Genomic DNA, 12,286 nt, shown 5'->3' with positions numbered 1-12,286 from the left:
CCATGTTCCGCATCAGCCAGTACCTGCGCGAACTCGCCCAGGCACAAGCCACCGGCCAATACCCCACGCCGCGCGAGCGCCACGCACGCGGCCCCGTGGCCATCTGGAACCTGATCCGCCGCTGCAACCTCACCTGCAAGCACTGCTACGCGCTCTCGGCCGACCACGACTACGCGGGCGAGCTGTCCTTGCCGGAAGTCTTCGCGGTGATGGACGACCTGAAGGCCTTCGGCGTGCCCGCGCTCATCCTCTCGGGCGGCGAGCCGCTGCTGCGGCCCGACCTGTTCGAGATCGCCGCGCGCGCACGCGACCTGGGCTTCTACATCGGTCTCTCGACCAACGGCACGCTGATCGACGCCCCCTGGCCGCGCGCATCGCGGGCGCGGGCTTCGACTACGTGGGCATCAGCCTCGACGGGCTGAAGCCCACGCACGACAAGTTCCGCCGCCTCGACGGCGCGTTCGACCGCAGCCTGGCCGCCATCCGCCACCTGGCCACGCACAACGTCAAGGTGGGCCTGCGCTTCACCATGACGGCGCTGAACGCGCACGACCTGCCCGCGCTGCTGCAGCTCATGCAGGACGAGGGCGCCAACAAGTTCTACTTCTCGCACCTGAACTACGCCGGGCGCGGCAATATCCATCGCGACAAGGATGCGCACCACCAGGCCACGCGCGCCGCCATGGACCTGCTGTTCGACCACGCCTGGGCCGCCGCCCAGGCCGGCAGCCTGGACGACTACGTGAGCGGCAACAACGACGCCGACGGCCCCTACCTGCTGCAATGGGTGCGCCAACGCCTGCCGCAGTGGGAGGGCGCACTGCGCCAGCGCCTGGTGGCCTGGGGCGGCAACGCCAGCGGCCAGATGGTGGCCAACATCGACAACCTGGGCCACGTCCACCCCGACACCATGTGGTGGCACCACGACCTGGGCAGCGTGCGCGAGCGCCCGTTCTCGCAGATCTGGAACGACACCAGCGACCCGCTCATGGCCGGCCTGAAGCAGCGCCCGCGCCCCGTGCAGGGCCGCTGCGCGGCGTGCCAGTACCTTGCCATCTGCAACGGCAACACGCGCGTGCGCGCCCAGCAGCTCACCGGCAACCCATGGTTCGAGGACCCGGGCTGCTACCTCGGCGATGCCGAGGTGGGCGCCGCCAGCACGCCCTTCGAGGCGCCCGTGAAGAAGCACGCGCGCCGCACCATCGAGATCGCCCATGCATAAAACCCTCCGCCCCCTGCTTGCCGCCGTTACCGCCCTCGCCTCCCTTGCCGCGCTGGCCCAGGCCCCGGCGCCCGCCAAGCCCGACGCCCCCGCCCTGTACCAGCAGCACTGCGCCGTGTGCCACGGCGCACAGCGCACCGGCCTGATGGGGCCGGCGCTGCTGCCCGAGAGCCTGGAGCGCACGCGCCCCGCCGAGGTGCTGCGCGTGATCCAGCAAGGCCGCCCGGCGACGCAGATGCCCGGCTTCGCGGACCAGCTCACGCAGGACGAAATCGCCGCCCTGGCCGCCTGGGTGCGCACGCCCGTGGTGCCCGCGCCGCGCTGGGGCGAGGCCGACATCCGCGCTTCGCGCAGCTTCACGCCCCTGCCGGCCGACGAACCCGTCAAGCCCAAGTGGGACGCCGACCCGATGAACCTGTTCGTCGTCGTCGAGGGCGGCGACCACCACGTCTCGCTGCTCGACGGCGACCGCTTCGAGGTCATCACGCGCTTCGCCAGCCGCTACGCGCTGCACGGCGGCCCCAAGTTCACGCCCGACGGACGCTACGTGTTTTTCGGCTCGCGCGACGGCTGGATCACTAAATACGACCTGTGGCGCCTGGCCGTGGTGGCCGAGGTGCGCGCCGGCCTGAACATGCGCAACGTGGCCGTGAGCGGCGACGGGCGCTGGGTCATGGCCGCCAACTACCTGCCGCACACGCTGGCGCTGTTCGACGCCGACCTCAACCTGGTCAAGACCTACGGCGCCGCCACGCTCGACGGCAAGGCCAGTTCGCGCGTCTCGGCCGTCTACGACGCCACGCCGCGCCACAGCTTCGTGGTGGCGCTCAAGGACATTCCCGAGATCTGGGAAATCTCCTACGACCCGCAGGCCGGGCCCATCCACGACGGCCTGGTGCACGACTACAAGATGGGCGAAGCAATCGCCAAGCCCGGCTACCTGGGCGTGCGCCGCACGCCCCTGAGCGAGCCGCTGGACGACTTCTTCTTCGACCAGAGCTACCGCCACGTGCTCGGCGCCACGCGCCCCAAGCAGGGCGAAGGCGCGGCCAGCGCCCAGGTGGTGAACCTCGACATCCGCCGCAAGGTGGCCGATCTGCCCATCGCCGGCATGCCGCACCTCGGCTCGGGCATCACCTTCGCGTGGGACGGCACCACCGTGCTGGCCAGCCCCAACCTGGGCGGCGGCGCGGTGGACGTGATCGACATGAAGACCTGGAAGACCGTGCGCACCCTCAAGACGCCCGGCCCCGGCTTCTTCATGCGCAGCCACGAGGACACGCCCTACGCCTGGACGGATTCGATGATGAGCCCCGCCGCCAAGGACACGCTCACCATCATCGACAAGCGCACGCTGGAGCCGGTGGCCCAGGTGCGCGAGCCGGGCAAGACGCTGGCGCACATCGAGTTCACGCGCGACGGGCGCTACGCCCTGGCCAGCGTGTGGGAGATGGACGGCGCCCTCGTCGTCTTCGATGCCGCCACCTTCCAGGAGGTCAAGCGCCTGCCCATGAAGAAGCCGGTGGGCAAATACAACGTGTGGAACAAGATCACGCGCAGCGAAGGCACGTCGCATTGACGCACGTCACGAACGTACAGAGCGAATTCCCCTTCAATCCGGCGCATGGATATTTCGCACCTCGACATCGCGCGCTACCTCGCGGCCCTGCCCTTGTTCCAGGAGATGACGCTGCCCGAGCTGCAGCGCCTGGCCACGGGCTGCCGCCTGCGGCGCTATGCGCGCGGCGAAGGCATCTTCCACGTGGGCCAGCCATGCGAGGAGTTCCACGTCACGGTGACGGGCCAGGTCAAGCTGTTCGCGCTCTCGCCCTCGGGGCAGGAGAAGGTGATCGAGCTGGCCGGCCCCGGCATCAGCTTCGCCGAGGCGCTGATGTTCACCGGCAAGCCCTACATCGTGAACGCCCAGGCGCTGGCCGACACGCTGCTGCTGTCCGTCGGCAAGGACGCCGTGGTGCGCGAGATCGGCAACGACCCGCGCTTTGCCATGCGCATGCTCGCCGGCATCTCCCGGCGCCTGCACGGGCTGGTGCATGACGTGCAGACCTACACCCTGCACAGCGGTGCGCAGCGCGTGATCGGCTACCTGCTGCACGCCCTGCCCGAGCACGCCGCAGACGCCGCCGCGCTGGCCCTGGCCGCCACTGCCGCACAGGCAGCGGCGCACCCGCCCGGCGCGCGCAGCGTGTCGCTGCCGGTGAGCAAGGCCACCATCGCCTCGCGGCTGTCCATCACGCCCGAATACTTCTCGCGCGTGCTGCACGACCTGGAATCGGCCGGGCTGATCCGCATCGACAAGCGCGACATCCACATCCCCGACGCCGCGCGCCTGGCCAGCCATCCCCTGTAGCCGATACTCGCTGCTTCAACAGGAGAAGCCCAGCGTGCAATCGGCAAGCGATGAATGGTTCGACGAGGCGTATTACCAGCGCTACTACTTCGACAAGAAAACCCGCGTGGTGGACGCGCAGCACACGCAGCGGCTGGGCAACTTCGTCTGCGCCTACCTGCAGTACCTGCGCGTGCCGGTGCGGCGCGTGCTGGACGTGGGCTGCGGCATCGGCCTGTGGCGCGAGGCGGTGGAGCGGCACTTTCCCGGCGCGGCCTACCATGGCGTGGAGTACAGCGACTACCTGTGCCAGCGCTACGGCTGGGAGCGCGGCTCGGTGGTCGACTACCGGGCCACGGCGCCCTTCGACTTCGTCATCTGCCAGGGCGTGCTGCCCTACCTGGGCCCGGCCGACCTGAAGGCCGCGCTGGCCAACCTGGGCCGGCTGTGCCAGGGCGCGCTGTACGTGGAGGCGGTCACGCGCGAGGACTACGAGCAGGACATCATCGACGAGACGCTGACCGACCCGCGCCTGTTCCGCCACCGCGCGTCGCTGTACCGGCGGGGGCTGTCGGAGCATGCGCGGGAGATGGGCGGCGGCGTGTGGCTGAGCCGCCGGGCCGACGTGCCGCTGTTCGCCCTGGAGTCCGCTGCGCCCTGATCGTGGCGCCCTGTAGGACATCGTCCCATTAACACTTGGCAATCCGCGCAAACCCTGATTTTCTCTAGAATCCGCCGCTTCGCCGGGACCTGCGCGCCCGGCGCCGTCAACGGAGTTTCAGGTTTTGGCGCACACCAAGAACAACAGCAATCCCCCTCATGCGGGCGGCCCGGCCGCCCTTCCCTACAACCCCGCGCTGGACGGGCTGCGCGGCGTGGCCATCGTCCTGGTGATCCTCTCGCACGCACACGCGCCGATGTTCGACGGCGCGTTCTACGGGGTGGATCTGTTCTTCGTGCTCAGCGGCTTTCTCATCACCTCGCTGCTGCTGCAGGAACTGCGCCGCGAGGGCCGCATCGACTACTGGCGCTTCTGCCGCCGGCGCCTGTACCGGCTGATGCCGGCGCTGGCGCTGTTCCTGCTGGCGTACTGCGCATTCGCGCCGCTGCTGTGGCCCGGCCTGGCGCACGTCTATTCCGATGCGCTGGTGTCGCTGCTCTACCTGGCGGACTACGGCATCGCCTTCTTCGACAGCCCGGACACGCTGCTGCACATGTGGTCGCTGTCGGTGGAGGAGCATTTCTACCTCGCCTGGCCGCCGCTGCTCGTGCTGCTGGTGCGCTTTTCGCCGCCGGGGCAGCTGTGGCGCCCGGTGCTGGGGCTGTGGCTGCTGGGCTGGGCCTGGCGCGTGCTGTGGGTGGCGCAAGGCCAGCAGTTCTACGAGGTGTTCTTCCGCTTCGACACGCGCGCCACGGGGCTGCTGATGGGCAGCCTGCTGGCCGCCCTGGTGCTGGAGCAGCCGGCCTGGTTCCTCTGGCTGCGCCAGCGGCTGGCGCATTGCATGTGGCTGGTGCTGGCCGTGCCGCTGCTCATGGCCCAGAGCTGGGACGACATGAACGCCATGGTCTGGGGCATGACGGTGGTGGAATGCGCCACCCTGCTGGTACTGGTGGCCGTGCTGCAGCGCCGCGGCGCGGTGTACGAGGCGCTGGGCGCACCGGCGCTGGTGCTGCTGGGCCGGCTGTCCTACGGCGTGTACCTGTGGCACTACCCGGTGGTGCGCTACCTGCGCGCCGACCTGCCCTGGCCCGCCGTGGTGGTGCTGGGGCTGGCGGTCTCGCTGCTGCTCGCTGCGCTGTCGTACCACACGGTGGAGCGCTGGGGCCTGCGCCGGCGCGACGCGCTCCCGCGGCGGCGGGCAGGCGCTATCAGAACCGTAGCTGCCTGCGCTGGACTGTCCTTGTCCGTGGTGCCCATCACCTTGGGAACCCTGGAATAGCAGGCGCGACCAGCTCCTGATTCGATAGCACTCCCTCAGAACCGCTGCGCATTGCCGCGCGGCGAGGGCTCCCAGCTGAAGCGGTTCTTGCCCAGGTGCTTGGCCGCGTACATGGCGCGGTCGGCGTGGGCCACCAGGGTCTCGGCGTCGGTGCCGTGCAGGGGGTAGAGCGCCGCGCCCGCGCTGGCCGAGATGCTCACCGCATCGCCCTGCAACTGGAACGGCATCGACAGGGCCTGGATGACCTTGAGGGCGACGGTCTCGCAGTCCTGCTCCCGGTTCACCGTGGCCAGCACGATGCCGAACTCGTCGCCGCCGAAGCGCGAGACCGTGTCCTCCGCACGCACGCAGTCCTCCAGGCGCCGCGCCACCTGCTGCAGCAGGGCGTCGCCGGCCGCATGGCCACGGCTGTCGTTGACGGCCTTGAAACCGTCCAGGTCGATGTACAGCACCGCCGCGCGGCGGCCGTAGCGGCGTGCGGACTCCAGCACCTGCGAGAGCCGGTCATGGAACATCACGCGGTTGGGCAGCCCGGTGAGCGCGTCGTGCAGCGCGTCGTGCGACAGGCGCGCCTCCAGGTCCTTGCGGGCCGTGACGTCCTGCGTAACGGCCACCAGGAACTCGGGCCGCCCCTGAATGTCGCGCACCACGCCGAGCGCCTCGCATACCCACAGCACCGTGCCGTCCTTGCGCCGGTAGGTCTTCTCCATCTCTGGCGAGAAGACCGCCGCGTGGGCGGACAGCCGGTGCGCCAGGAACTGCCGCGCCTCTTCGCGCCGGTCCATGTCGCTGAGCTCGAACACCGTGCGCTTGCGCAGCTCGTCGCCGCTGTAGCCCAGCATGCGGCAGAACTTGTCGTTGGCGCCCAGGATGCGTCCGTCCGGTGCGATGTGCGCGATGCCCATGGCCGCCTGGTGGAAGGTGGCGCGGAACAGCGCCTCGCTGGTGCGCAGCGCATCGGCCACGGCGCGCTGGCGCCGCAGCACCAGGATCAGCACGGCGGCGAAGACCAGCAGCGCCACGCTGGCGCAGGCCGTCATCACCAGGTACACGGCGCGCCGCTGCAGCACGGGCGCCATCTCGTCGTCGTAGGCCGTGCCCACGGCCACCATCAGCGGGTAGCCAGCCACGGCGCGGTAGCTGAGGATGCGGGCCACGCCATCCACTCCCTCGCCGCCGTCGACGAAGCCGCCCTCGGAATCGAACGCCTGGCGCTGGAACCACGCCAGGCCCTGCGCGTCGCCGCCGAAGCTGGCCTGCCCGCCGGTCTTGCGGCCGCGCACGATGCCGTCGGTGCCCGCCAGCTCCAGCAGGCCCTGGCCGCCCAGGTCGGCCTGGCGGTAGAAGTCGGTGAAGTTCACCGGATCGACCGACACCACCACCACGCCGCCGAAGCCGCCGTCGGGCCGCGTGATGCGCATGGACATGGGGATCTGCCAGCGGCCCGTCACGCGGCCGAGCACCGGCGCACTCACGTACAGCTCGTCGCTCTCGGCGCGCTGCTGCGCCTGGAAGAAGGCACGGTCGGCATAGTTCACGTGTCCCGTCGGCAGGCTGCTGCTGACGATGGCGCCGCTGGCGTCCACCACGCTGACGATGTTGAACATCGACTCGCGGATGACGTGCTGCATCACCCACTGCCCCAGGTCGATGCTGGAGCCCTCCCGCCGGTACTGCTCGCGCACGAAGGCGGCCACCTGCTCGGCGGACTTCAGCGTGCGGAACACCTGCTGCTCAAAGGCGATGGCCAGGTTGGAGTTGGACTTCATCGCCGCGGCCACCGCCTGCTCGCGCTCGGACAGGATGCGCTGCAGCGTGGTCAGCCAAAGCCCGGCGATGAGGGCGCCGCACACCAGCACGATCAGCAGGGTAAGCGGCACGTCGATGCGCGCATGCCACGGCAAAGCCGCGGAGCGGGCTCCTTCGGGCACCTCACCCACGGGCTGGTCGGGCGTCATCGCATGGCTCTCCGGGCATCACGGCCGCAAGTCGTTTCAAAATGTATAGCATTATCGGCAAGAACCGCCAGCGGGTTTGCCGCCGCGGCGTCGCCGCCCGCGTGGGGGCCGCGCAACAGGCGCTAGCATTTCCATAGCTGCGGGCGCTTGGCGCGCGGCGCTTTCATCGGAAAAATCGCCTCATGTGCGCTTGCAGCAAGCGCAGCCAGCTATTGTATCGATAGCATCAAATCCAGGCCCCATGCAGCCGCTACACTGCGCGCTCCGCTTTTGCAGCCCACGCCATGTCCGCCGTCTTCAACTTCACCTTCGTGCCCTGGTTCCGGTCGGTGGCGCCCTACATCCACAAGTTCCGCAACCAGACCTTCGTGGTGGGCCTGACGGGCGAGGCCATCGCCTCGGGCAAGCTGCAGAGCATCGTGCAGGATCTGGCCATGATCCAGGCCATGGGCGTGAAGATCGTGCTGGTGCATGGTTTCCGCCCGCAGGTCAACGAGCAGTTGCGCCTCAAGGGCCACGAGCCGCGCTACTCCCACGGCATGCGCGTGACCGACTCCGTGGCGCTGGACTGCGCGCAGGAGGCCGCGGGCCAGCTGCGCTACGAGATCGAGGCCGCCTTCAGCCAGGGCCTGCCCAACACGCCCATGGCGGGCGCGCGCGTGCGGGTGATCTCGGGCAACTTCCTCACCGCGCGGCCGGTGGGCATCATGGACGGGGTGGACTTCCAGCACACCGGCCTGGTGCGCAAGGTGGACGTGGAGGGCATCCGCCGCGCGCTGGAATCGCAGGCGCTGGTGCTCATCTCGCCGTTCGGCTTCTCGCCCACGGGCGAGGCGTTCAACCTGGCGATGGAGGAAGTCGCCACGCGCGTGGCGGGCGAGCTCAAGGCCGACAAGCTGCTCTTCCTCACCGAGCTGCCCGGCATCGCCACCCGCCCGCTGGAGCCGCTGGGCGACGACAACCCCATCGACACCGAGCTGCCCCTGGCCGCCGCGCGCCTGCTGCTGGCCCAACTGCCCCCGCCCGCGCAGCCCACCGACGTGGGCTTCTACCTGCAGCATTGCGTGCGCGCCTGCGAGCACGGCGTGGAGCGCAGCCACATCCTGCCCTTCGCGGTGGATGGCGCGCTGCTGCTGGAGATCTACGTGCACGACGGCATCGGCACCATGGTCATCGACGAAAAGCTGGAGGAGCTGCGCGAGGCCACCATCGACGACGTGGGCGGCATCCTGCAGCTCATCGAGCCCTTCGAGCGCGACGGCACGCTGGTCAAGCGCGACCGCACCGAGATCGAACGCGACATCGCCGCCTACACCGTGATCGAGCACGACGGCGTGATCTTCGGCTGCGCCGCGCTCTACCCCTACCCCGAGGCCGGCACGGCCGAGATGGCCGCCGTCACCGTCTCGCCGCAGAGCCAGGGCACGGGTGACGGCGAGAAGCTGCTCAAGCGCATCGAACAGCGCGCGCGGCTGCTGGGGCTGTCGAGCATCTTCGTGCTCACCACGCGCACCATGCACTGGTTCATCAAGCGCGGCTTTTCGCCCGTCGATCCCGACTGGCTGCCCGACGCGCGCAAGCGCAAGTACAACTGGGATCGCAAGAGCCAGGTGCTGGTCAAGCGGCTCTGAGCCACGCGGCCGCGAGCGCCCCCGCCTCGGCGATGGCCGCATCGCGCAGCGCCGGTGCGGCCGGGCATTCGGTGAGGTAGCAGGCCACCACGGCCGGCGCACCCTGCGCGGGCCAGACCACGCCCGCGTCGTTGCCTGTGCCCTGTGCCGTCCCCGTCTTTTCCCCCACGCGCCAGCCGGGCGGCATGCCCGCGCGCAGGCGCCTGTCGCCCGTCAGGTTGCCCAGCAGCCAGCCCTGCAGCCGCTCGCGCGAGGCCGGCGCCAGCGCATCGCCCAGCACCAGCGTCTGCAGGGTGCGCAGCATGGCCAGCGGCGTGGTGGTGTCGCGCACCTCGCCGGGCGGCACGTCGTTGAGCGTGGGCTCGGTGCGATCCAGCCGCGTGTGCGCGTCGCCCAGCGTGCGCAGCCAGGCCGTCAGTCCCTCGGGCCCGCCCTGGCGGCGCAGCAGCAGGTTGGCGGCGGTGTTGTCGCTCAGCACCATGGCGGCCTCGCAGAGTTCGGCCACCGTCATGCCCTCGCCGCCCGCGTGCGGCTCCGTGCGGGGCGAATACTCCACGAGGTCGCCGCGGCCGAAGCGCACGCGCGCGTCAAGCCGCTCGCGCCCCTCGTCCACGCGGCGCAGGATCTGCGCCGCCAGCAGCAGCTTGAAGGTGCTGCACAGCGCGAAGCGCTCACCGCCCCGGTGCGCGGCGAATGCGCCGGTGTCCGTATCGAGCACCGCCACGCCCAGCCGGCCACCCACGCGTGCCTCCAGGCGGCGCGCCTCGCGTTCGAACAGGGCCGTGGCTTCCTCCCTGTTTTTCTTGGTCCTGGGCTGTGTACAGCCCCACAGCGGCAGCAGCGCCGCACCCGCCATCACCATCCGTCTTTGCATATTTCCTCCTCGGTTCCTGGGTTGGAATGGCGCGACGATAGCGGCGCCACGGTCGCCTGACCATCGACAATAATCGCGCCCAGACCCCAGAAAAACTGCACCCATGCACCTGCCGCTGAACGCTCTGCGCGCCTTCGAGGCTGCAGCCCGCCACCTGAACCTGACGCGCGCGGCCGAGGAGCTGAATGTGACGCAGACGGCCGTGAGCCAGCACATCCGCAACCTGGAAGAACGGCTGGGCAAGCCGCTGTTCCGCCGCCTGCCGCGCGGGCTGGCGCTGACGGACGAGGGCCTGCAGCTCGTGCCCGTGCTGACGGAGAACTTCGCGCGCATGGCGCAGGCCCTGGCCCGCATGGCCGACGCACGCCCGCGCGAGGTGCTGACCGTGGGGGTGGTGGGCACCTTCGCCGTGGGCTGGCTGCTGCCGCGCCTGCGCGGCTTCCAGGACGCCCACCCGTTCGTGGACCTGCGCCTGCTGACCAACAACAACCGCGTGGACCTGGCCGGCGAAGGGCTGGACTGCGCCATCCGCTTCGGCGACGGCGCCTGGCACGGCACCGATGCCGAGCGGCTCCTGCCCGCGCCGCTGGCGCCGCTGTGCGCACCCGAACTGGCCGCGCGCCTGCACCACCCTGCCGACCTGGCAGCCCAGGTGCTGCTGCGCAGCTACCGCGCCCACGAGTGGCCCGCCTGGTTCGATGCCGCGGGCGCGCCCTGCCCGGTGCTGCGCGGCGCGGTGTTCGACTCTTCGCTCACGCTGGCCGAGGCCGCCGCCCTGGGCGCGGGCGTGGCGCTGCTGCCGGTGCGCATGTTCGAGCGCGAGCTGCGCCAGGGCCGGCTGGCGCAGCCCTTCGGCCACACCGTCGCGCTGGGGCAATACTGGCTGTGCCGCCTCAAGTCGCGCCCGCCCACGGCGGCGCTGCAGGCGTTCCGCGCCTGGCTGCTGCGAGAGACGGCCTCCGCCGGCTGAAGCGCCCCACTGCGCCAGCGGTATTTGCGGGACTTATGGCGCAGTTAAAAACAACTCAATGGACGCCGGCAGGGGCGTGTTCATAGGATTCCTCCACCCTGGAATCCGACATGACACAAGCACACGCCCCCTCCAAGAAGCCGCTGGCCGGCATCCGCGTCCTCGACCTGGGGACCTTCGTCGCCGGCCCTTTCTGCACCACCATCCTCGGCGAATTCGGCGCGGAGGTCATCAAGGTCGAACCGCCCGGCACGGGCGACTCCCTGCGCCGCTTCGGCACGCCCACCGCCTGCGGCGACACGCTCATGTGGCTCAACGAAAGCCGCAACAAGAAATGCGTGACGCTGAACCTGCGCGACGCGCGCGGGCAGGCCCTGCTGCGTGACCTGGTCGCGCACAGCGACGTGGTGGTGGAGAACTTCCGCCCCGGCGTGCTGGAGCGCTGGGGGCTGGGCTACGACGAGATCAAGAAGATCAACCCGCGCGCCATCCTCGTGCGCATCTCCGCCTACGGCCAGGAAGGGCCGTACCGCAACCGCCCCGGCTTCGCGCGCGTGGCGCACGCGTTCTCGGGCCTGGCCTACCTCGCGGGGGAGCCAGGGCGCGTACCGGTCACGCCGGGCTCCACGTCGCTCGCGGACTATGGCTCGGGCATGTACGGCGCCATCGGTGTGCTGCTCGCGCTGCGCGCACGCGACCAGACCGGCGAGGGCCAGTGCGTGGACCTGGCGCTGTACGAGTCCATGTTCCGCGTGCTCGACGAGATGGTGCCGGTCTACCACCAGACCGGCCAGGTGCGCGAACGCCAGGGGGCCGACACGGTCAACGTCGTGCCGCACAGCCACTACCAGACGCGCGACGGCAAGTGGGTGGCCATCGCCTGCACGAACGACAAGATCTTCGAGCGCCTCGCCCACGTCATGGGACGGCCCGAGCTGGCCTCGCCCCAGGCCTGGGGCACGGTGCAGGCGCGCCTGGCCGAACGCGGCGCGGTGAACGCCTGCGTGGCCGAATGGGCCGCGCAGCGCGACTGCGCCGAGCTGCTCGCCGAATGCGATGCGGGCGGCGTGCCCGCCGCCACGCTCTACAGCGTGGCCGACATTTTCGAAGACCCGCAGTACAAGCTGCGCGAGAACATCACCCTGGTCGACTCACGCATCGGGCCGCTCGCCGTGCAGAACGTGATTCCCAAACTGTCCGGCACGCCCGGCGGCATCGAGTGGCTCGGGCAGCCGCTGGGCGGGCACAACGATGCCGTCTTCGGCGAACTGCTGGGCCTATCCGGGCAGGAGCGCGCCGAACTCCGGAGCGCCGGCGTGATTTGAGGCCCTGACCGGCACACCC

Annotated in this window: 9 protein-coding genes and 1 pseudogene; 8 read left to right on the top strand and 2 right to left on the bottom strand. The window is 70.2% G+C overall.

Features of this window, described 5'->3' with window-relative positions:
- Positions 1-2 precede the first annotated feature (2 nt).
- The 5 genes and pseudogenes from nirJ (at position 3) to AAG689_RS07850 (ending at position 5,509) form a co-directional block, all read left to right on the top strand.
- Positions 3-1,222 (top strand): annotated as a pseudogene (nirJ, locus tag AAG689_RS07870) (heme d1 biosynthesis radical SAM protein NirJ).
- On the top strand, positions 1,215-2,801 hold the full coding sequence (locus AAG689_RS07865; protein WP_406625471.1) for a cytochrome D1 domain-containing protein: 1,587 nt from the start codon (positions 1,215-1,217) through the stop codon (positions 2,799-2,801). The pseudogene nirJ and the gene AAG689_RS07865 overlap by 8 nt, the downstream one beginning before the upstream one ends.
- A 45-nt stretch (positions 2,802-2,846) precedes the next feature.
- The gene (locus AAG689_RS07860; protein WP_406625470.1) at positions 2,847-3,590 is read left to right on the top strand and encodes a Crp/Fnr family transcriptional regulator; all 744 of its coding nucleotides are present in this window, start codon (positions 2,847-2,849) and stop codon (positions 3,588-3,590) included.
- 34 nt (positions 3,591-3,624) lie between these two features.
- Positions 3,625-4,230: a class I SAM-dependent methyltransferase gene (locus AAG689_RS07855; protein WP_406625469.1), complete on the top strand. Its 606-nt coding sequence runs from the start codon at positions 3,625-3,627 to the stop codon at positions 4,228-4,230.
- A gap of 124 nt (positions 4,231-4,354) precedes the next feature.
- Entirely contained in the window at positions 4,355-5,509 is a 1,155-nt protein-coding gene (locus tag AAG689_RS07850) for an acyltransferase family protein (RefSeq protein ID WP_406625468.1), read from the top strand.
- Between the two features lie 35 nt (positions 5,510-5,544).
- Here the strand turns inward: AAG689_RS07850 and AAG689_RS07845 are convergent, their stop codons facing one another.
- Positions 5,545-7,467, bottom strand: coding sequence for a diguanylate cyclase domain-containing protein (locus tag AAG689_RS07845; protein ID WP_406625467.1), 1,923 nt, complete (start codon positions 7,465-7,467; stop codon positions 5,545-5,547).
- A 284-nt stretch (positions 7,468-7,751) separates the two neighbouring features.
- Between AAG689_RS07845 and argA the strand changes: the two genes are divergently transcribed.
- On the top strand, positions 7,752-9,098 hold the full coding sequence (argA, locus tag AAG689_RS07840; protein WP_406625466.1) for an amino-acid N-acetyltransferase: 1,347 nt from the start codon (positions 7,752-7,754) through the stop codon (positions 9,096-9,098).
- Here the strand turns inward: argA and bla are convergent.
- Complete coding sequence (gene bla, locus AAG689_RS07835; protein ID WP_406625465.1) at positions 9,085-9,972, bottom strand: class A beta-lactamase; 888 nt, start codon at positions 9,970-9,972, stop codon at positions 9,085-9,087. The genes argA and bla overlap by 14 nt on opposite strands.
- Before the next feature lie 103 nt (positions 9,973-10,075).
- On the opposite strand from bla, the gene AAG689_RS07830 reads away from it, so the two are divergent.
- Positions 10,076-10,942, top strand: a complete 867-nt coding sequence (locus AAG689_RS07830) for a LysR family transcriptional regulator (RefSeq protein ID WP_406625464.1) — start codon at positions 10,076-10,078, stop codon at positions 10,940-10,942.
- 110 nt (positions 10,943-11,052) lie between these two features.
- A complete protein-coding gene (locus AAG689_RS07825; RefSeq protein WP_406625463.1) occupies positions 11,053-12,267 on the top strand; it encodes a CaiB/BaiF CoA transferase family protein in 1,215 nt (404 codons plus the stop codon).
- Positions 12,268-12,286: the final 19 nt, after the last annotated feature.

Source organism: Acidovorax sp. SDU_ACID1, assembly GCF_045291395.1.
Taxonomy (GTDB): Bacteria; Pseudomonadota; Gammaproteobacteria; order Burkholderiales; family Burkholderiaceae_C; genus MR-S7.
This window is presented reverse-complemented; position numbering and strand designations above follow the sequence as displayed.

Excerpts from the sequence above, each read along its gene's own strand:
- AAG689_RS07865 (WP_406625471.1), top strand. The coding sequence starts at position 1,215 with ATGCATAAAACCCTCCGCCCCCTGCTTGCCGCCGTTACCGCCCTCGCC.
- AAG689_RS07860 (WP_406625470.1), top strand. The coding sequence starts at position 2,847 with ATGGATATTTCGCACCTCGACATCGCGCGCTACCTCGCGGCCCTGCCC.
- AAG689_RS07845 (WP_406625467.1), bottom strand. The coding sequence starts at position 7,467 with ATGACGCCCGACCAGCCCGTGGGTGAGGTGCCCGAAGGAGCCCGCTCC.
- argA (WP_406625466.1), top strand. The coding sequence starts at position 7,752 with ATGTCCGCCGTCTTCAACTTCACCTTCGTGCCCTGGTTCCGGTCGGTG.
- bla (WP_406625465.1), bottom strand. The coding sequence starts at position 9,972 with ATGCAAAGACGGATGGTGATGGCGGGTGCGGCGCTGCTGCCGCTGTGG.
- AAG689_RS07830 (WP_406625464.1), top strand. The coding sequence starts at position 10,076 with ATGCACCTGCCGCTGAACGCTCTGCGCGCCTTCGAGGCTGCAGCCCGC.
- AAG689_RS07825 (WP_406625463.1), top strand. The coding sequence starts at position 11,053 with ATGACACAAGCACACGCCCCCTCCAAGAAGCCGCTGGCCGGCATCCGC.